Here is a 21,371-nt window from a genome sequence, read left to right as displayed (position 1 = left end):
CTAAATCGCTATACTTTTTATTTATTATTAGTCTTTAAGGATTTCTCTGGCAATAACAATTTTCTGGATTTCCGATGTACCCTCTCCTATGGTGCATAATTTAGCATCACGATAATACTTTTCAGCAGGAAAATCCTTTGTATAACCATACCCTCCAAAAATCTGTACCGCTTCGTTAGCGGCTCTAACAGCAACTTCTGAGGCAAAATATTTAGCCATTGCAGACTCCTTTGTCATCTTTTCACCTACATTCTTTTTATATGCTGCCTGATGAATCAGCAATTCAGCAGCTTCAATTTCAGTAGCCATATCAGAAAGTTTGAAAGAAATACCCTGGAAGTCACATATTGGTTTCCCAAATTGCTGCCGTTGCTTTGAATAAGCTTTAGCTGCTTCAAACGCACCTTTTGCAATTCCGAGTGATAGTGCTGCAATTGAAATACGTCCACCATCCAAAACTTTCATTGCTTGCTTAAATCCGTCTCCCTCCTGTCCTAACATATTATCCTTGTGAACACGGACATTATCAAGAATCAATTCAGTAGTTTCAGAAGCACGCATACCAAGTTTATTCTCTTTTTTACCATGAGTAAAACCAGGAGTCGTTTTCTCGATAACAAAAGCTGAAACTCCGTTCGAATCTCCACGCTCGCCTGTTCTTGCCATAATCACAGCAACAGAACTTGATTTACCATGTGTAATCCAATTTTTACTACCATTGATAATGTAATAATCACCATCTCTTACTGCTGTTGTATTCATTCTCAATGCATCAGAACCGGTATTTGCTTCGGTTAAGCCCCAAGCACCAATCCATTCAGCAGTAGCAAGTTTCGGCAACCAGCGTTGTTTTTGTTCATCATTTCCGAATTGCAATATATGGCCTGTGCACAAAGAGTTATGTGCAGCAAGTGATAAACCTATTGATCCACATACTTTTGCAATTTCTTCAATAATGGCAACATACTCAAAATAGCCAAAGCCTGCCCCTCCATATTGTTCAGGAACTAAAACGCCCATCATCCCTAATTCACCTAATTGTTTAAAAATGTGAATAGGAAATTCCTGGCTTTCGTCCCAATCCATCACGTGAGGACGGATATACTTTTCGGCAAAGTCACGTGCCATTTCATGCACCATCCGCAGGTTTTCAGATGGTGTTGACATAGCTTCATCATAAATTAAATTGGTCATCATAAGGTTTATAAAGGTTATTGATAATTTGCTAATGAAATTATGTGTTCTGAGTGATGTAATAGCTTATCACGCCCCTTCAAAAAATCCAACTCCACTAAGAAAGATATTGCTGCTACATTAGCACCCAATTTCTCTACTAGTTTAGCTGCTGCTTCGACTGTACCACCGGTTGCTAACAAATCATCATGAATTAGTACATTTTTACCAGCTTCTATTCCATCCTCGTGCACTTCAATTATAGCTTCACCATATTCTAAATTGTAAGATTGCTGTACAGTTTTGCATGGCAATTTTCCTTTTTTACGAATAGGGACAAATGGAACTAATAGTTTATGAGCTATCATCATACCAAATAAAAAGCCACGACTTTCTATTGCAGCAACCTCATCAATTTTTATTCCGTTTAATCGTTGAACATATGCCTCAGCAATAGCATCACAAAGTTTAGGGTCTCTTAAAATGGGTGTTATGTCTTTAAATACAATTCCTGGTTTTGGAAAATCGTTAACGTCTCTTACTACTGCTTTAATCTGCTGTTCAATGTTCATGATCTAATATTATTATAAAAAAACTTTGTTGGAACTCGAAAGTTACGCATTAACCTGCTGATGAATAAAACTTTGCTGGTAAATTAATCGATACTCAGATACGGCAATATTTTGTTGAACGTGTTGTTGTCTATAATATCATACTTTATGATATCATTTACTAAGGAAAATAAGCCGTGCTGCTTTCTAAAATTTAACAATGCATTGATCTGTTTATTGGTCAGGTAAGGATAATGCCTCAATTCATTAAACGACGCCGTATTTATATTGGTTAGCTTAATCTTAGTAAGATCTACTGAAATTGATCTTTCAATAGTTAAATATACTAAACTGTCTAGCCCGTACACATCTTTTAATTGCTCTTTTGCATAAAAACCGCCTAAACGGTCTCTGTATTTTATTATCCTCCGGGCCAAAACAGGTCCTATGCCCTTAAGAGAAATAAGCTGCAAAGAATCAGCAGCGTTGAGTTCAATTATTTTTTCAGATTTCGCAGGAAAAAGTGTTTCTGATATTGAGGATACTACTTTGTCGCTGCTACCAATTACTATATATGGTGCTAATTGTTCATATTGAGCCTGGCTAAAAGAATAAATCTTTTTAATATCCTCCTTCTTCCTAAAACGTCCGCCTTTTTCAAGATAATGCATTACAACAGTAGCCTGCCTTTCGGAGAAACCTAATTGTAACCAATCTTTGTATAATAAAGTATTAGGATCAAAAGAAGTAAGTTTTATATTGCGTGTGCTTTCCTTATTGGCGGAGCTAACAAAAGAATGCGGTTTTATTGCTGTGGGATGATTATTTGCTTCGAACTCCCGGATTTCTTTTTTAAATGATGAAAAATCGGTTGGAGGCTCCGTGAAAAAAGAAGGAAAACAGAATGTTGAAATTATTGTAATGAAACAAATTAACATTAACACAAATAAACCGTTTAACTCTTTACGTGAGAAAGAGAACCAAGTTTTGAGAAAACTTTTCATGATAGATTAATAAAATTTTTAAATAGCTGCTAAGGTTCAAATATCATAATTGTAAGGAAATACACAATAAACCAAGAATTAATTTTAAAGAAATAATAGCATCTGCATTAAATAAGTATATTTAACAGGTCGCATATATATCGACCTAAATCTTATTTTTGCAGATTAAACACATACCAAGAACAAATGAAGTTGATCACGAAAAATGAGTTTGCAAAGGCCACTAAACTTGATAAGCTGAAAATGCCTGGCCTTGCCGAACTACTGATGGAGTTGACCAAGATCAACAAAGTAAACAGAGTATTTGCTGAGAACTCAGATAAACAAGGCGTTGATTTTATTGACGGAGTATTAGAGGATATAGGAATTACTGTTGAATTTGATGAAGACGATCTTAAGAATATACCAAAAGAAGGTGGATTTATTGCAATAGCCAATCATCCATATGGAGGAGTTGAAGGATTAATTTTGGTTAAATTGCTTACCTCTGTAAGACCTGAAGCCAAAGTTATGGCTAACTTTCTATTGAAGAAAATCCCAAATATTGCAGATTACTTTATAGGTGTTAATCCATTTGAGAATGTTAAAAGTGTTTCGAGTTTAGGCGGTATGAAGGCCACCATGGAACAGTTACAAAATGGCATTCCTGTTGGAATTTTCCCGGCTGGAGAAGTATCCACTTATGATGCGGAAGCGCAAACAGTTACAGACAAAAAATGGTCGTCGATTGTAGGAAAGATGATCCAGAAAGCGCAAGTTCCGGTTGTACCTATTTATTTCCACGGTAATAATGGTGTTTTGTTCCACTTATTAGGACTTATCCACCCATCTTTACGGACTGTAAAACTTCCTTCTGAATTATTCAATAAAAAAGGGAACACTATTAAGTTACGTGTCGGCAAACCTATCATGCCTGCTGAATATAATGGTTTATCAACACCTGAACGTTCTTTACGCTATTTGAGAGCACGTACCTATGCATTAAATTCAGCTTTTGACACAGATGTAAACCGCTTCTTTGTGAAAGATCTGTTTAGTGTATTAAAAAGACCGGAAGATGTTGTTGAAGCGACTCCACAGGATCTGATTGAAAAAGATGTTGCCCAAATAAGAGACGAGGCATTAGTTTATACCGAAAAGAACTACGAGGTTTACATTGCTAAAACGCAACGAATTCCTAATATTATTAGGGAAATTGGCCGATTAAGAGAAATTACCTTCAGGGAAGTTGGAGAAGGTACTAATAAGAAAATAGACCTGGATGAGTTTGATCTTTATTACCGCCATTTATTTATATGGGATAAGGATGCAAAAAAATTAGTTGGTGCTTATCGTATTGGCCGAGGCAATGATATTTTCTACGCTTACGGTAAGAAAGGCTTTTACATTAATACGCTTTTCAATATCAAGGATCAGATGAATGGTATCCTGAAACACTCGCTTGAGTTGGGTCGTTCCTTTATTGTTAAAGAGTATCAGCAAAAACCTTTGCCTTTATTTTTACTTTGGAAGGGAATTCGTGCCTATGTGTTAAAGCATCCTGAATATCAATACCTGATCGGACCAGTTAGTATTAGTAACAACTTTTCTAACCTTTCTCAATCGTTGATCATTGATTTCATTACTAAGAATTTTTATGATGAGCAATTGGCGAAATTGGTTTCACCAAAAACTAAATTCAAGGTTAAGCATAATAATGTTGACACCGATGTACTGATTGAGCAATATAAATCATTAAAATCGCTTGATACATTAATCTCTCAAATTGAAATTAGCAATATCAAGATTCCTGTTCTGTTACGTCAGTACATTCAGTTAAATGCAAAGATCATTTGCTTTAATATAGATCCGAAATTTGAAAATGCATTGGATGGTTTCCTTGTTTTAAATCTTAAGGATATTCCAGAGGATAAAATGGAGAAACTTTCGCAGGGAGTATAGGTGGGAATTTGAGAATAAGAAAATTTGAGAATATATAGCAAAAGGGCTTTCTCTGTGGAGAAAGCCCTTTTGCTTGTGCTACTATAATAACAGATTAGCTTAGTAGGCTGTATTTTGAGGGTTAAAATTAGCCCATCCTGCTGTCCAATTTGTTGTATCAAATGCACCTTTATAAGCCACTTGCGTAAAGAAACTATCTAATCCGGTGAATACAGATCCGGTTTTAGCTTGTGATTCTGCTTTTAATAAAAAGTTAGGAGCAGTTTGATTAAATGGATCATTGATGCCCGCATCGGTTGCTGCTACTAAAGTAACATTACCAAATAATACAGCAGCAGAAGCTAATGCAGCGTCATCAGCATAAGTTGGTGTAGTGCTTTTAGTACCGTAAGGTTTTGCAATACCAAATACCAGATTGTTTTTAAACTCTGATGTACCGTCTGCTAAAGAAGAAGCCGCATTTGCGCTTTCAATAAGTACACCTGCCATAGCAAAACCTGTAATGATTGAGTTACGAACTACTAATTTAGAGCTTCTTCTCCAGTGGTTACCAGCCGCATGATGAGCATTTGCAGTTGAATTAGCACCTATTAAAGTCATGTTTGAAATTACAGGACGAGTGATTGGAGTATTTGTAGTACCGTTTGCATCGTTATCTGATTCAATACCATTTGAAGCTCCTGTACCTGCATTATCTGCATAAGCAGGATCTTGCTGGGCTACGATAAACTGTAATTTACCTGAAAAACCGTTATCAAAGTCGAAATTATCATCAGTAGCGTGAACCGAAACTAAATATTTAGCATTAACAGTTCCGCCAAAAAACTCAAAACTATCGTCACCAGAAAAGGAAACCTGAATGTGCTCTAAAGTAGTTCCATTACCGACACCGCCACATGTTAAACCGTTTATTTCGTTGTCAATCTGGTAAGGAATCCCAGGATATTCAATTCTAACATATCGTAGCGTTCCGGAATTATCATGATCATTAGTTCCTCCATATCTTCCATCACCGAAAACATCATTCAGATCTCCTTCAATAATGCTCTCTCCTCCTGGATTATTAATACGGGCTCTTCCTAGCAGCACTATCCCACCCCAATCTCCTGGGGCCCTTTGTCCGATTGGTTGAGATGAGGTAAAAATAATTGGATTTGTAGGTGCACCATCCGCAATTATTTTAGACCCTCTAGTTATAATAAGGGTAGCTCTGGAGTTTTTATCCCCTTTTATAATAGTTCCGGGTTCAATTGTAAGTGTTGCTCCGTTTTTAACGTAAACAAAACCTATCATGTTATAGACGCCTTTTTTCAGGGTTGTATTTTGCGTTATTTCACCGGTTAATTCCCAAGTCGCAGAATTAACATTTTCATCTTTTTTACATCCTGATACAACCGAAAGTAAAAACAGAAAACCAAAAAAGTAAAAGACTTTCATTAATGTATTAAACAAATTTAAGCAAATAAGGCTTTCTCATTACGAGAAAGCCTTAAAATATAATAAAGGTAATAAGTGAAAAATTATTTACCCCAAGCTGTCCAACCGGTAGTCCAGTCTGCTGCAGCTGAAACAGCACCTACGTAGTTAGGTTTATCAAATCCTGCTGCAAAAACGCCTTCAAACTTAGTTCCCATTGTTAAAGCTTGAGAATCAGCTTTAGGAGCAACGTTTGGTTTAGCAAAGTTGAATGGATCGGTTAATTTAACATCATCAGCTGAAGCTGCATAAACAGTTGTCAAAGCAAGTTCCTGTACTTTAGCCGGATTAAATCCAGCAACAGTAGTTACATCAGATCCAACACGATAAGGAGCAGCTGCTAAAGTTTGAAGGATATTATTCTTAAAGGTACTACCACCATCATTGAATGACTGAGCAGCTTCATTAGATTCAATAGAAACACCGTTTAATTTAACACCAATAATAATTGAGTTAGCAACATTGAAGGTTGAACCTCTTCTCCAACGATTTCCGTAACCGTAGTTATTCCATACTGGCGAGTTTGGAGTGTTTCCAGGACCAACTAAAGTTGCATTTGAAATATTAACTTTTGTAACCGGAGTAGTTGTGTAAGGACCAGTTTTACCATCAGTATTATCACTCTCAATGTTATTAGAATAGTCACCTGAAGTTCCTTTGTTATCAGTTACATTAGGATCTTTAATCGAGATGATATACTGTAAATTACCACGGAAACCATCATCAAAATCGAAATCATCATCACCGTTACCGTAAGCGATAAGATATTTTGCATTGAACGTGCCACCAAAGAATTCAAAAGCATCATCAACACCTCTTGTAACCTGAATATGGTCAAAAGTTGTACCGCTACCTACACCATATAAACTTAAACCGTTTAACTCAACGTCTGGAGAAACAGCTTTACCAGCATACTCAATACGAACGTATTGCATAACACCTGAGTTATCTGCGTCGTTAGCTTGTGATTTGGTAGCTTCTGTAGCTCCCCATATTGCTGAGTACTTAGGATCTAAACCACCTTCAACAGTTTTGTGGTTACCATTAACAGTTGCTTTACCTGAAATCACGATACCACCGAAATCACCAGGGGCAGGATTTGTTTCACCAGAAGTGAATACAATAGGAGCTGAAGATGTACCAGCTGCATTGATTTTACAGCCAGGAGTAATTACAAGAATACCTGCTGAGTCTTTTTTACTTACGATCTTAGTACCTGCTTCAATTGTAACAGTTGCACCTGCAGTTACGTAAATAGGACCGCGTAATGTCCAAGTTTTATCCTTAGTAAGGGTAATGTTTTTACTGATAACGCCACGAATGTTGGTATCCGTATTTACTGGAGGAGTTGGAGTTGGATCATCACTTTTGCTACAACTAACTAAAGCGGTTGTGGCTACTAAAATTGAAAGACCTAATAATTTTTTCATTTCTTGATTTCGCTTAAAATTTATGTTGCAAATATTTAATTCAAATGTTAAGTAATTGAGAACTAGATATTATCAAATTAACTTATTTCTTATAAGGAAGGTTATAAGAGAAACTCAACGAGAAAGTACGTCCTGGTTGAATTGAGTTTATAACGCGATCACTTTCTGCTTGATAATTGGTTGAACCACCAAAGTTGTAGTAATAACGGATCTGTTGTGCAAGAATATCTCCGGCAGTTAAACGTAACTCCGCATTATCTTTAAACATTTTATGACTTATTTGTAAATCGATAATATCGCGTGGAGCCTCATAAATATCCGCACCACCACTTGTACCTACGTACAGCATGCGTTGTCCAGTTCGATTGTACATAATGTTAGCCCCAAACTTTCCATCATTATACTGCAAACCTGAATTGATCAAATAAGGTGATTGACCTTGTAATGGACGCTGACGAACATCTGTTCCTAATTTTACATCAGATTTTATATAAGATGCATTTACATAGAAATTCATGTTATTCCAGAAGTTAGCACCTCCAAAAAATGAAAGTTTCTTTCTTAATTCAATTTCAAGTCCATAGTCATTTGCACTTTCTGCGTTCACAAAAGTGAATACACGACTACCATTATTGGTTTGTTCGATTGGGTTTTCAAATTTCTTATAGAATGCACTTACTGATATAATTTCACCAGCTGCCGGATAAAACTCATAACGTACATCCGCATTAGTGATTTTGGCAATTTTTAAATTTGGATTACCAACAATGTTAAAGTCTGTTTCGAAGTCAAAATATTGAAATTGAGCAATTTCTCTAAACTCAGGACGATTTACATTCTTTGAGAAGGATGTTCTGATATTTGATTTTTCAGTAACACTGTAAATCAAGTTAGCCGAAGGAAGGATGTCTGTTTGGTTATATTCCTGTTTAGCAGCTTTATTTTTTGCTGGAGTAAGATCCATTTTAAATGCTTCCACCCTAGCACCCCAAATTAAACGAAGATTTTTAGCTAATTTGTTGTCAAACATCACATAGCCCGAATTGGTGTTAACGGTACCATCATAATCATATGAATTTGATGAAATAACACTTAACATCAGGTTATTTGACTGCATTGACTGCTGTGAGAAAATATTATTAAAATTTACACCATTAGCTAGATCTATTTTAACCGGATTGAATCCAGCCGAAGCATAACCCAATGCATCAATTTTAAAATCTCTTGAACGATATACAGATGTTCCACCAATTTTGATCTTATGGTTTTCATTGAACAGTTTAAATGGAATAGCAGCATTTAAATTTCCACTGTAAACATTCTCATTTAATTTACTGTATACTCTACCTGCATTTTGAATGGCAGGGCTATTATAGTTAGATAGGGTAACGTAATAAGGGTCAGTTGATCCATCAGATTTAATGGCTTCCACAATTTTTTGATCTGGTTGATCTTTACTTGTGTTGGCAAATGAAGCATTCCAATCAATATTGATATTTGATTTTGATAATAAATGCTGCCCCTCTAAAACTGAGTTGAACAATGAACTTTGGTACACGTCGTTAAATGAACCGATGTTATTAAGATTGTTACCACCTGATTCATCTGTGATCAAACCATTACGATCAGCGTAACTATTTTTAAAAGTATTATTATAGAAGTTCTTCAGCGCAAATTTGTTATTACCTTTTGAATAAGCAAAGTTTAAAAGTCCACCCAGATTATTAGAATAGTTATATAATTCATCATTGTTTCTAACAACCTGAATTTTATCCAAGTTATAATCTGAACGTTCTCGTAATAAAATATCACGTTGAGTTCTATAACTCAATGAAGCTAAATAACCTAATCTTGAACCAGATTGATAATTCTTATTGTTGCCAATGGTCAACTGCATATTAGCATTTGGAAGTGTTGTTCCGGTTTTCGCAACACCATAGGTATTGGGGAATGCCATTGAAACTTGCTGTGCATCACTAATCGGCATTGCCGGATAGTTATTACGTACCGCGGTATAAGATGATGGTAGATTTCTTGAATTATCTAAGAAACCAAGAAAATCCAATGTTCCAGTATTAGCAGATTGATAATCTTTAAAAGTGCTTTGAGTATTGATACCAGTTCCTAAAGTAAACGAGAAAACAGGCTCCACAGGAAAGTCTCGAGTTGTTATTTGTACAGCACCACCTGAAAAATCACCAGGAAGGTCAGGAGAAGCTGTTTTATTAATAACGATATTATCAATTAGGTTAGATGGAATAATATCAAAGGAAAAAGCTCGCTTATCAGTTTCAGTGCTTGGTAACGCTGCGTTATTCATCAAAGAAACATTATATCTATCACTTAGACCTCTTACGACGACGAACTTATTATCTTGAATACTTGTACCACTTATACGTTTAAGAACTTCACTTGTATTTTTATCAGGGGATCTTTTAATAACCTCTGCAGAAATGCCATCAGATACACGTATGTTACTTTTCTGCAAAGAATAAAGTGCATTAACCGATTCTTTTTTATAACTTGAAGCTACTACTACCTCACCTAGCTCAGTTGCTGCATCATCCATTACTACATTTAGTTCGGTAACTTTCCCTGCTTTTACTGCTACTTCTGAAACAACTTTTGTTTTATAACTGATATATTTAAACTCTAAAGTGTAAGTTCCAGCCGGGAGTGATAACTCATAACGACCGTCAATTGATGTAGGAGATACTTTTTGAGATCCTTTCACAATTACCGGTAAACCGACAATCGGCTCATTAAAACCTTTATCTGTTACCTTTCCTATGATTTTACCATTTTGGGCCATCGCAGTTGTTATCGAAATGATTAGCATCAGAATCGTTAACGAGAGGAACTTTGAAATACAATTATTTTTCACTTTTACCTTATATTTTGTTTCAGGCAAAAGTAGAGCGACTAGGTTAAGCCGATGTTAATTATCAATTAATCTTAGATAACGTATTGATTATATTTATGTTAACAAACTTATAAGAATACAGACAATTAACTGGATATCAATAAATTAACCTAAATAACAATATTCGTCATCATATTAACTAAAAATGCACGGCTGGCTTTAACACTACATTTTAAGTTAACCTTAATGTAAAATTCAGCACTTTGATGTAGTCTTTATCCGATTTTCTTAAACTAAAAAAACCCGCTTAACGGCGGGTTTATAATATCATGCTAAGTTTAAATTTACTAATAGGATATCCCCAGTTTTTTGAAGATGAAATGTAATAACCAAATAGGACCAATCAATAAGAACTTGATATCATTTAAAAATGACGGTTTTTTTCCTTCAATTTTATGACCAATAAATTGAAAAACCCATGAAACAACAAAGATAATAGCACATACTATTGCTAACCCAGATAACCCAACACGCTGCTCAATAAGTACATACAGTGAAGAGAATAGGGCCATTATTATAACCATTACCATAGCCAATCGAGGAGAAAGCTGCCAATAATAATACAAAGCAAATGCGATCACAAAGCTGGCCCAGTTAAGGAACATGAAACTCCATGGCACAGGGATACTCCATAATAATCCAATGAGGCTAAATACAATCGCAGGAACACAAATCCAGTGAATTAGTTTATTGGTCTTATTCTGGTGACTTTCAGCATATTTGTCAAAATACTGATCTACAAGTTTTGGAGCGTTTTCTGTTGACTTGGTTACTGAACCCATTTCTTATGTATTGATTGGTTAATTAATAGTTTTTAAAATTCTAATTTAATATAAATTGTCAATTATAAGAAAAGCCCAACAAAATGTCGGGCTTCTATATTTCGAATATCCTAAACTTATTACTTCGCGTAAGCTACAGAACGGCTTTCACGTATAACGGTCACTTTAATCTGACCAGGATAAGTCATTTCTGTTTGAATCTTGGTTGATAGATCAAAAGCCAATTTTTCTGCTTGTTGATCTGAAATTTTCTCACAATCAACCACTACACGTAACTCTCTACCAGCCTGGATTGCGAACGTTTTCTCAACACCAGGGTAAGAAAGCGCTAAGTTCTCCAGATCCTGAAGACGTTTAATGTAGCTTTCTACCACCTCACGGCGGGCACCAGGACGAGCACCTGAAATAGCATCACATACCTGAATAATCGGAGAAATAATGCTGGTCATTTCGATTTCATCGTGGTGAGCTCCAATTGCATTACAAACATCAGGATGCTCTTTATACTTTTCAGCCAATTGCATACCCAATAATGCGTGTGGAGTTTCCGGATTATCATCAGGAACTTTACCAATATCGTGTAACAATCCGGCACGTTTAGCTAGCTTCACATTTAAACCTAATTCAGCAGCCATAGTAGCACAAAGATTTGCAACTTCACGTGAGTGTTGTAACAAGTTTTGTCCATAAGAAGAACGGTAACGCATACGTCCCACCATACGGATCAATTCAGGGTGCAAACCATGAATACCTAAATCAATAACGGTACGCTCACCAATTTCCACGATTTCATCTTCCAATTGTTTCTTGGTTTTAGAAACAACTTCTTCAATACGTGCAGGGTGAATACGACCGTCGGTTACTAAACGGTGTAATGAAAGACGGGCAATTTCGCGACGAACTGGGTCAAAACAAGAGAGGATAATTGCTTCAGGAGTATCGTCTACAATGATTTCAACACCTGTAGCAGCTTCTAAAGCACGGATATTTCTACCTTCACGGCCAATGATGCGGCCTTTAATCTCATCACTTTCGATGTTAAAGATAGAAACTGTGTTTTCAATTGCAGCTTCCGTTGCCGTACGCTGTATTGTTTGTACTACAATTTTCTTAGCTTCTTTGGTGGCTGTAAGCTTGGCATCTTCAATCACATCTTTAATTGATGCCATTGCTTGCGATTTAGCTTCCTCTTTTAATTGCTCAACCAATTGCTCTTTGGCCTCAATAGCCGTTAAACCAGCTACTTTTTCCAGTTGAGAGACATGCTCTTTTTTAAGATCCTCAACTTCTTTCTTCTTATTCTCAACCACATCCAATTGCTTGTTAAGGTTGGTTTTAACAGCCTCAAGCTCCTGGTCTTTACGGTTTACGTTTTCAATCTTTTGGTTAAGTGATTGTTCTTTTTGTTTTAACGAGTTATCTCGTTGAGCAGCAACCTGATTCTTTTGGTTAATCTCCTTCTCATGTTCTGCTTTAAGCTGAAGGAATTTCTCCTTAGCTTCCAGTAGCTTATCCTTTTTTAGGATCTCGGCTTGCGCCTCGGCGTCTTTCAGAAACTGTTTAGCCTTTGTTTTGGCTATAATTTCCTGGTTTTTGAAAAGACGTCGTAGCAAGAAACGGTCAATTCCGATACCTGCTGCAAGCGCCACTACTACATATAAAATAATTTCCATTCGATAAGTAAAAAAATAAAAAACCGCAACTAAAACTTATATAAACACCCACAGGCTGATACAACCTAACCAAATAATGGTGATTTATATAAAATTTAACTGCGGTTAAATTTATACTTGTACTAAAATACTATTGCCCCGACAGGTATTGTGTCAGCTGTTGATCCAATTCAGCAATTTTTTCGGAAATGCCTTCATCTTCAATCAATCGTTTCCCATCAAACTTCAAAGCTGCTGTAGCGTAATGCAAAACGCACATCGACAACAGATCTTGTTTGTCTTTGACCTCATAATTTTGCATCAGCATCTTTATGCGGTCATTAATTTCTTTGGCAGCTTTTCTCACAACCTCTTCCTCCGATGCATTTATACGCAACGGGTACACCCTATCAGCAATATTTATTTTAATGGAAATTTCTCCCATTTTGAGCACTAAATCACGAGTTTATTTAGTCAGGAGCTCAATGCACCTGTCTATTTCTTTCGCAAATTCGTTAATTTTTTGTTGGATGTCAAGAGCCTTTTCACTACCTCCTGATAAAGAAGAAGCTAATCTTGCTGCTTTTAACTGATCTTCCAACTCCAAAATCGTTGTTCTACGGGTCTCTGATACCTCTTTTGCTTCATTCAGTTCCGCTAAAAGTTCCATATGCTCTTTTTGCAGTTTATTATGCAAAACCATTAGTTTTTGCATTTTTTGCTGAAGATGCTCAAGCGTTTTTACCAGTTCACTCATAGATTTTTCAGATTCCTTAAGAAAAAATCAAGAATAAGAATTCTGTAATATATAAAAAAATCTTAATTCCTGATTTTTAATAATGATATCTTATTTTCTGATCTCCGCTCCTACTTTTTCAAACCCAGCAATCAGTTTTTGCATAATGCCATCTATTTGCTTATCGGTAAGGGTTTTCTCCTCATCCTGAATGACAAAGCTCAATGCATATGACTTTTTACCTTGAGGAAGCTTATCTCCCTCATATTTATCAAAAATATTTACTTCTTTCAGTAAGTTCTTTTCAACTTGAAAAGCAATTTCTTTTAATGAAGCGAAATTCACCGAACTATCTAACAACATAGACAAGTCTCGACGAACAGCAGGAAATTTTGCCACTTCTTTGTATTCCGCAACGTTATTTAACTGAACCTTCAATAGATATTCCCAGTTAAAGTCAGCATAGAATACAGGCTTATCTATATCTAATTTCTTTAAAACAGCTTTACTCACCTGTCCAAACTGGACAATTACATTTTTGCCTTTTTTATAAGCCAATCCTTCAGCAAAAATATCGTTATTGATAACTTCTGACGATGCAACAGAAACCTTTAGTTTCTTAATTATGGCATCTACATAACCTTTTAACAAAAAGTAGTCAACTTGGTTTGCGGATGCATTCCACTGCTCTATTTCCTTTCTGCCTGTTACAAATAAGGCCAAACGAGGTTCCTCGTAATAACCATTTTCTATCGTTTTATAGATTTTACCAAACTCATAGAACTTCACATCTGCATTCTTACGGTTTTGGTTATAAGCAATGGCCTCTAAACCTGAGAACAATAATGTTTGGCGCATTACGTCAAGATCAGTACTTAATGGATTTAGAATAACTACATTTTCTTCCGGATTGATCGTAGCAGTAAGTTGACTGTAAGCCGACTTGGTTAATGAGTTCGACATAATCTCATTAAAGCCATTGGCTGTAAAGAAATCAGAAACAACATTTTGCAGTTTCTCACGATCAGGCTTAATTGCAAAAGACAATGAAGAATTTAAAATAGTAGGGATTTCAACATTATTATACCCGTAAATACGCAAAATCTCTTCAATGATATCAACTTCACGGGTAACGTCCACTTTATTGGTAGGAACACTTACTTTAAAACCTTCAGCATTTTCTGAAAGAATTTCAATACCCAAGCCTTTTAAAATCGATTTAATCTCTTCTGCCGGAATCTGCTTTCCGATTAAGCGATATACGTTTTTATACGTAACATCCACTTCTGCCTTCTTAATAACGGTAGGATAAATATCAATTACATCAGACGAAACAGATCCGCCAGCAACCTCTTTAATCAATAAAGTTGCACGTTTTAAAGCATACACTGTTGCTTCCGGATCAGTTCCACGTTCAAAACGGAACGATGAATCTGTTTTTAAATTATGAAGTTTTGCTGTTTTGCGAACAGAAACTGAACTGAAATAAGCCGACTCCAGGAAAATGGCTTTAGTAGTTTCTTTAACACCTGCATTTAATCCTCCGAAAACTCCTGCAATACACATTTCTTCCTGCTCATTGCAAATCATCAGATCATTAGCCGACAGTTTACGTTCTGCCCCATCAAGTGTTACAAACGTTGACCTTTCAACGGCTTTGCGAACAATAACTTTATTACCTTTTATTTCGGCAGCATCAAATGCATGTAAAGGTTGCCCTGTTTCGTGTAAAACGTAATTGGTAACGTCAACCACATTGTTAATCGGACGAATTCCAATTGCACGTAATTTGTTTTGTAGCCATTCAGGAGAATCTTTAACGGTTACTCCTGAAATTGTAACACCTGAGTAACGCGGACAAGCCTCACTGTCTTTTACTTCAACTGAAATTTTAAGGTCATTATTTTCAACCTTAAAATTATCAATAGAAGGTATTACAACCGCACCTTTCAATACAGCGGCAACATCTCTTGCAACGCCAATATGTGAAGAAGCATCAACTCGATTTGGCGTAAGGCCAATTTCGAAACAATAATCATCTTCGATTTTGAAATATTCTTTAGCCGGCATACCGATCGGAGCATCTTCCGGAAGCACCATAATACCTGCATGAGATTCTCCTAAACCAATTTCATCTTCTGCACAGATCATCCCTTCAGAAACCTCACCTCTGATCTTTGCTTTTTTAATTTCAAAAGGTTCGCCTGAAACCGGATGTACAATACACCCAACAGTTGCGACAACCACTTTTTGTCCTGCTGCAACATTTGGAGCCCCGCAAACAATATCTAATTCACGTTCACCTCCAACATTTACTTTAGTTACACTTAACTTATCAGCATTAGGGTGTTTATCTCTAAACGTGACATAACCGATTACCAAACCCTCTAAACCACCCGGAATAGTTTGAATTCTTTCCAGACTTTCAACTTCTAATCCTGTATTCGTAAGAATTTTTGATATCTCCTCAGGAGCTAACTCAGTTTGAATATATTGTTTTAACCAATTGTAAGAAATCTTCATTTGTTCAACGCTTTTTGGCGAATCGCAAAAGTAGGAAAAAAAATAAAGTAGGTGTTCTTCCTACTCAATTTACAACCATTATTTCTGTATTTCTATCTGAATACTTTTGCAACACTACATCTTATTTAAATTAATTATAAATAATACTTGTGGAAGATTTTTTGATTGTATACTTTTGCGGCCATATTTAGACTTAATACAAATAACAACAACTAACTACAACTATATGACTCTTAAGCTCTACAACTCTTCTAAATCATTTGCAATCCTTAGTTTTTTGATACTATGTATAACCGTTTTTTCAGCAAATGGTCAATCAAAAAATGGTTCAATAACCGGAACTGTAAAAACAAGTGATGGTAGTCCTGCAGCTGCGGTAAGTGTAAGCTTAAAGGAAGTTAACAGAGGCTCCATTACAAATGATGCTGGTTTATTTACAATCAAAGGTGTAAAAGAAGGCTCGTACACCCTTCTTATCAGTTATGTAGGCTTAGAACCACAATCAAAAACTGTATTAGTAACTGCTGGTCAATCATCAGTTGTCGACTTTACTTTAATTGAAACATCAGGTAAACTTGCTGAAGTAGTTGTAACAGGTACTAAAAGCGTTAACAAAAAACCCGTTAGTGTAGGCAAAATTGATATTACTCCAATGGACCTACCACAAAGTGTAGCCGTTATCAATAGCACTGTAATTGCTGAACAACAGGTAAATAAGTTAAGTGATGCCATCAAAAACGTTAATGGTGTATCATTAGGTACTACACGCGGTACTACATCCGAAACCTTTTTTGCACGCGGTTATAATCTTGGAGCCAACAATATCATGAAAAACGGCGCTCGCTCTAACTCTGGCGTTATTCCTGAGGCAAGTGCGCTTGAGAGTATTGAGGTTTTAAAAGGAAGTTCGGCTTTATTATACGGTAATGTAACTGCTGGGGCAGTTATTAATATGGTAACCAAACAGCCTAAATTTAACTTTGGTGGTGAGGTTTCAATGCGCACAGGCAGTTATGATTTTTACAAACCTACACTTGATGTTTACGGACCAATCAGCAAAAAAGTAGCTTTCCGTGTTATTGGCACTTATGAGAACTCAAAAAGTTTCAGACATTCTGTTGAGTCTAAACGTATCTATGTTAACCCTTCTATTCTGTACAAAATCAGTGATAAAACTGACTTATTAGTTCAGGGGGATTATTTAGATGCTGATTTAACTCCTGATTTTGGTTTGGGTTCATTAGCTGATACAGCTTTAGCAACTTCAATTGATCGATCGAGTTTCTTTAATACTCCATGGGCGTACAACAAAGCAAAACAAGCTACTGCTAATGCAACATTAAATCATCAGTTTAATGAAAAATGGAAACTAAACGCTCAGGTTGCTTATCAGAATTTTGATCGTAATTATTTCTCAACTGAACGTATTCAAGCAAAAAGCAATGGAGACTGGGCCAGAAATTTGACAAGGACTAAAACTAATGAGAATTATTATACAACGCAACTTAACTTAAATGGTTCTGTTAAAACCGGAAAAGTAGAGCACAAGTTATTGCTTGGAGCTGATGCAGAAAAATACATGAACAATACATACGGGTTCAAAAAGTTTCCTACAGCATATGACCAGATCAACATCCTTGATCCTTCAAAGTACAGCTGGCGTACAGATATGCCATCAACCAGTGATTCTATAAGAAATGCCATACCTACTAATCGCTTTGGAATCTTTGTTCAGGATTTAATAAGCATTTCTGAAAAAATTAAAGTTTTAGCAGGCTTAAGATGGTCATACATCGACTCTCCTGTGCCAACTATCTATAATTTAACAAATGGAACAGATGCAAAAAACACCACAATTAAGTACAAATCTGATAAAGCGTTTTCTCCTCGTCTTGGTGTAGTTTATCAACCATCTAAGAACACATCTGTATTTGCTAGCTATTCAAATAACTTTGTACCAAATACTTCAGGAACGGATATTTACCAAGGAAGTTTAGATCCTTCAACAATTGACCAGTATGAAGTTGGGATAAAAAATGATTTCTTACAGGGCCGTCTTTCAGTTAATCTGACTGCTTACAAGATTATCAACAATAATCTCGTTCAAACTGCAAGATATGATAAAGAAGGAAAAGAAAACTTTGATACTAACCTTAAAGAGTTCTCCGGACAAACTACAAGTGATGGTATTGAATTAGACATTAACGGTACTATTACAAAAGGCTTAAATTTCTTAGCGGGCTACAGTTATACTTATATGCGTTACACTAAAACTCCTGATACTAAGGGTAGTTATGTTGAAGGCGAACGTTTAGTAAGCGTTCCTTCTCATACTGCGAACGGAACCGTATTTTATACGTTCTCAAATTCTACTTTAAAAGGTTTAAAAGTAGGAGTATCGGGTTTTTATACGGGAGAACGTAATGCAGGCTGGAATAATACAAAGGGACAAACTCAAAAAAATCGTTTAATCCCAGTAAGTGGCTTTACGACATTTGATCTTTCATTAGGTTATACATTTAAAAAATTCTCTGTTTTAGGTAAGGTTTCAAACATTACTGATGAATTGAACTACTATGTTCATGAGAATTACAGCGTGAATCCTATTGCGCCTCGTCAATTTATGGCTACTGTAGCTTATAAATTTTAAGAACTAAATAACCCTTTACTAATATAAAACCGGATCTCCGAAAGGATGATCCGGTTTGTTTGTATAACACATGAAAGTATTTTTTCGCACTATTCACCTTTATCTAAGTTTAATCGCAGGCTTAATCATTTTTATCTCTTGCTTAACAGGAACTATCTTAGTTTTTGAAGAAGAAATAGAGCAAACTATTCATAAGGATCGATATTTTGCCGCAATTGGAGATGTTCGCCTGCCAATTGACCTGTTGGTTGATAAAGCATTGGGAAGCACTCCAAAGGCTAAATTAGCAAGTGTTAAAGCTTATTCTGATGAAGCAAGAACAGTAGAAATTAGCATTACGGTTCCTGATAAGAAGAATAAAAAGGAAACTGATAAAAAAGCCAATACCCAACCATCCAAAGAGATTAAACCAGAAGGAAAAACTGGCGAGAAAAAAGGAGGAAAACCTGAAGGACGTAAACCTACATTGACAGTTTATGTAAATCCATATACAGGTGAAGTTATCGATGTTGTAAACCGACGTGAATCATTTTTCTTTACAGTTGAATCGATACACAGATGGTTGTTAGCCGGAAAAGATAGTTTCGGTCAAACAATAATTGGAATTTCTACCTTCTTCTTTCTATTCATCTTAATCACCGGGTTAATTTTATGGTGGCCAAAAACGAAGAATATCCTAAATCAACGCTTAAAAATTAAGTGGAGCGGTGGATGGAAACGCTTAAATCATGACCTGCATATTGTTACAGGATTTTACCTCGCCATTTTTCTGATCGTAATTTCATTAACCGGTTTGGTTATGGCTTTTAACTGGATGAACAAGGGTATATTTACACTTACAGGTTCAAAAATGGAAAATCCAGAGCCGCCTTCATCTATTTATCAAGCCAATATTAAACCTTTACCTGTTTCGGCCATTTATGAATCTGTTGCACCTATTAAAAATGCATCTTATTATGCTGTGAGAATGCCCAAAGATTCTGCAGCTGTTTATACGGTAAACGTTTTACCTGAAAACGTAATTGAAACTGCAAGCGACACTTATTACATTGATCAGTATAGTGGTAAAATAGTTGGTTCATTTATTTATTCAGCTAAAAACAAAGGTCAAAAAATTAGATCGATTGTTAAACCTCTGCATACTGGAAGCATTTATGGCTTACCTACAAAAGTGATCAGTTTTATTGTTTGTCTGTTATCGCTTGCATTTCCTGTAACTGGAGTGATCATGTGGCTGAACAGAATAAAGGGTGAAAAAAAGAAGATCAAAAAGGATAAATCATCCGTTATCGAAACTGTTTAACATAACTAAAGCGCCAATCTCATTCTAATTAAATATGAACAAGATTGGCGCTCTATCTTACAATTTACCTTCATCGGCAAAGCTATAGTATTGTTGATCACCAATTATGAGGTGATCAAGAACTTGAATCTCCAATAATTCTCCAGCCTTAATAAACTTATTCGTTAAAGTGATGTCCTGCTGACTTGGGGTTAAATTGCCAGAGGGATGATTGTGAATTAAAATCATGTTGGTTGCTGAATGTTCAATTGCTTGCTTAAAGATTATTTTGGGATCAGCAATTGTACTAGTCATTCCCCCTTTACTAACATTGCTAACCGCTAACACTTTGTTGGATCTTCCTAAAAGAATTACCCAAAACTCCTCATGTTGAATATCTGCCAAATAAGGGTTAATGATAGTATAAGCATCTTTGCTACAAGAAATACGTTGAATCTTATTCACTTGCTCTTCTTCTTTTCTTCTTCTGCCCAATTCCAAAGCAGCCAATATCGTCACTGCCTTAGCCTCGCCTATCCCCTTATACTTCATTAACTCTTTAGTACTTAGCTTAGCAAGTTTGCTAATATTATTCTGAAGTGAATTTAATATGTGTTTACTCAAATCAACTGCGCTTAGTTTTGCGGTTCCAGAACCTATTAAGATTGCGATTAGTTCTGCGTCACTTAAACTTTGACGACCTTTCAACATCATTTTTTCACGCGGACGATCGTCTTCTGCCCATGCTGTTATAGGCAGTTTGTTTTCATAAGTATTTTCCATTTAACAAGTAATTATTATCAATTAAGCCTAACGATTATTGTATTTAACGAAGAAATTTGTTGGGAGTTAAACAGTGTGGACCCTTTATAAAAAAATTGCTCCATAAAGGAGCAACAAAGTATTCACAATTAAATTGATCGTTCAATTATTAGGAGTATTAATCCAAACCCTTTAGTGATTTATACCGTTTCTCATTATTGTACCACATAAGTAATCCACCAAGTAAACCACATAGCAGGTAAATGGGGATACCGTACCATACTCTTATTTTAAGATATAGATCGAAGTCTTTAATTCCGTTGATAAGATCATAAATGGTAACGATGGCGATGACCGGCAAGGTGTAGCGTAAAATTCCGATTCTGATAGCAAAACGCCATTTATTTTCTTTACGTTCTTTTTCCCATTTGCGTAAAAAGGCAAAGTCATTTTTAGGTTGAGGCATATTCAGAGAGCATTAAATTG

At 35.8% G+C, this 21,371-nt stretch carries 16 protein-coding genes; 3 read left to right on the top strand and 13 right to left on the bottom strand.

Annotated elements, in window-relative coordinates:
- Positions 1-27: 27 nt before the first annotated feature.
- The 3 genes from SOLCA_RS01970 to SOLCA_RS01960 all read right to left on the bottom strand — a co-directional run bounded on the left by SOLCA_RS01970 (position 28) and on the right by SOLCA_RS01960 (position 2,728).
- Positions 28-1,197: an acyl-CoA dehydrogenase family protein gene (locus SOLCA_RS01970; protein ID WP_014678774.1), complete on the bottom strand. Its 1,170-nt coding sequence runs from the start codon at positions 1,195-1,197 to the stop codon at positions 28-30.
- 14 nt (positions 1,198-1,211) lie between these two features.
- Positions 1,212-1,745, bottom strand: a complete 534-nt coding sequence (locus tag SOLCA_RS01965; protein WP_014678773.1) for an adenine phosphoribosyltransferase — start codon at positions 1,743-1,745, stop codon at positions 1,212-1,214.
- Positions 1,746-1,828: 83 nt separating this feature from the next.
- On the bottom strand, positions 1,829-2,728 hold the full coding sequence (locus SOLCA_RS01960) for a helix-hairpin-helix domain-containing protein (protein ID WP_014678772.1): 900 nt from the start codon (positions 2,726-2,728) through the stop codon (positions 1,829-1,831).
- A 186-nt stretch (positions 2,729-2,914) separates the two neighbouring features.
- Here SOLCA_RS01960 and SOLCA_RS01955 point away from each other — a divergent pair, with 186 nt between their 5' ends.
- The gene (locus tag SOLCA_RS01955) at positions 2,915-4,669 is read left to right on the top strand and encodes a lysophospholipid acyltransferase family protein (protein WP_014678771.1); all 1,755 of its coding nucleotides are present in this window, start codon (positions 2,915-2,917) and stop codon (positions 4,667-4,669) included.
- A 99-nt stretch (positions 4,670-4,768) separates the two neighbouring features.
- Here SOLCA_RS01955 and SOLCA_RS01950 read toward each other — a convergent pair whose 3' ends face one another.
- The 8 genes from SOLCA_RS01950 to pheT all read right to left on the bottom strand — a co-directional run bounded on the left by SOLCA_RS01950 (position 4,769) and on the right by pheT (position 16,191).
- Positions 4,769-6,106, bottom strand: a complete 1,338-nt coding sequence (locus SOLCA_RS01950) for a hypothetical protein (RefSeq protein WP_014678770.1) — start codon at positions 6,104-6,106, stop codon at positions 4,769-4,771.
- Positions 6,107-6,189: 83 nt separating this feature from the next.
- Entirely contained in the window at positions 6,190-7,575 is a 1,386-nt protein-coding gene (locus SOLCA_RS01945) for a hypothetical protein (protein WP_014678769.1), read from the bottom strand.
- Positions 7,576-7,657: 82 nt separating this feature from the next.
- Positions 7,658-10,414 (bottom strand): TonB-dependent receptor, encoded by a 2,757-nt coding sequence (locus SOLCA_RS01940; protein ID WP_042479157.1) that lies wholly within the window; start codon positions 10,412-10,414, stop codon positions 7,658-7,660.
- A 371-nt stretch (positions 10,415-10,785) separates the two neighbouring features.
- Positions 10,786-11,280, bottom strand: a complete 495-nt coding sequence (locus SOLCA_RS01935; RefSeq protein WP_014678767.1) for an Mpo1 family 2-hydroxy fatty acid dioxygenase — start codon at positions 11,278-11,280, stop codon at positions 10,786-10,788.
- Positions 11,281-11,399: 119 nt separating this feature from the next.
- Positions 11,400-12,953, bottom strand: a complete 1,554-nt coding sequence (gene rny / locus SOLCA_RS01930; RefSeq protein ID WP_014678766.1) for a ribonuclease Y — start codon at positions 12,951-12,953, stop codon at positions 11,400-11,402.
- Between the two features lie 130 nt (positions 12,954-13,083).
- Positions 13,084-13,377, bottom strand: coding sequence for a cell division protein ZapA (locus SOLCA_RS01925; protein ID WP_014678765.1), 294 nt, complete (start codon positions 13,375-13,377; stop codon positions 13,084-13,086).
- Positions 13,378-13,398: 21 nt separating this feature from the next.
- Positions 13,399-13,689, bottom strand: coding sequence for a hypothetical protein (locus SOLCA_RS01920; RefSeq protein WP_014678764.1), 291 nt, complete (start codon positions 13,687-13,689; stop codon positions 13,399-13,401).
- Positions 13,690-13,779: 90 nt separating this feature from the next.
- The gene (pheT, locus tag SOLCA_RS01915; RefSeq protein WP_014678763.1) at positions 13,780-16,191 is read right to left on the bottom strand and encodes a phenylalanine--tRNA ligase subunit beta; all 2,412 of its coding nucleotides are present in this window, start codon (positions 16,189-16,191) and stop codon (positions 13,780-13,782) included.
- 226 nt (positions 16,192-16,417) lie between these two features.
- On the opposite strand from pheT, the gene SOLCA_RS01910 reads away from it, so the two are divergent.
- Together SOLCA_RS01910 and SOLCA_RS01905 are read left to right on the top strand one after the other, a co-directional pair.
- Entirely contained in the window at positions 16,418-18,841 is a 2,424-nt protein-coding gene (locus SOLCA_RS01910; RefSeq protein ID WP_014678762.1) for a TonB-dependent receptor, read from the top strand.
- Between the two features lie 70 nt (positions 18,842-18,911).
- Positions 18,912-20,144, top strand: coding sequence for a PepSY-associated TM helix domain-containing protein (locus SOLCA_RS01905; protein WP_014678761.1), 1,233 nt, complete (start codon positions 18,912-18,914; stop codon positions 20,142-20,144).
- 57 nt (positions 20,145-20,201) lie between these two features.
- On the opposite strand, the gene radC is transcribed toward SOLCA_RS01905, so the two are convergent.
- Both radC and SOLCA_RS01895 read right to left on the bottom strand, forming a co-directional pair.
- Positions 20,202-20,906: a RadC family protein gene (radC, locus tag SOLCA_RS01900; RefSeq protein WP_014678760.1), complete on the bottom strand. Its 705-nt coding sequence runs from the start codon at positions 20,904-20,906 to the stop codon at positions 20,202-20,204.
- Positions 20,907-21,063: 157 nt separating this feature from the next.
- On the bottom strand, positions 21,064-21,351 hold the full coding sequence (locus SOLCA_RS01895) for a hypothetical protein (protein ID WP_014678759.1): 288 nt from the start codon (positions 21,349-21,351) through the stop codon (positions 21,064-21,066).
- Between the last annotated feature and the right edge of the window lie 20 nt (positions 21,352-21,371).

Source organism: Solitalea canadensis DSM 3403, assembly GCF_000242635.2.
GTDB classification, from domain to species: Bacteria; Bacteroidota; Bacteroidia; order Sphingobacteriales; family Sphingobacteriaceae; genus Solitalea; species Solitalea canadensis.
The sequence above is the reverse complement of the archived record's forward strand: the minus strand, read 5'-3'. Positions and strand labels throughout refer to the sequence as shown.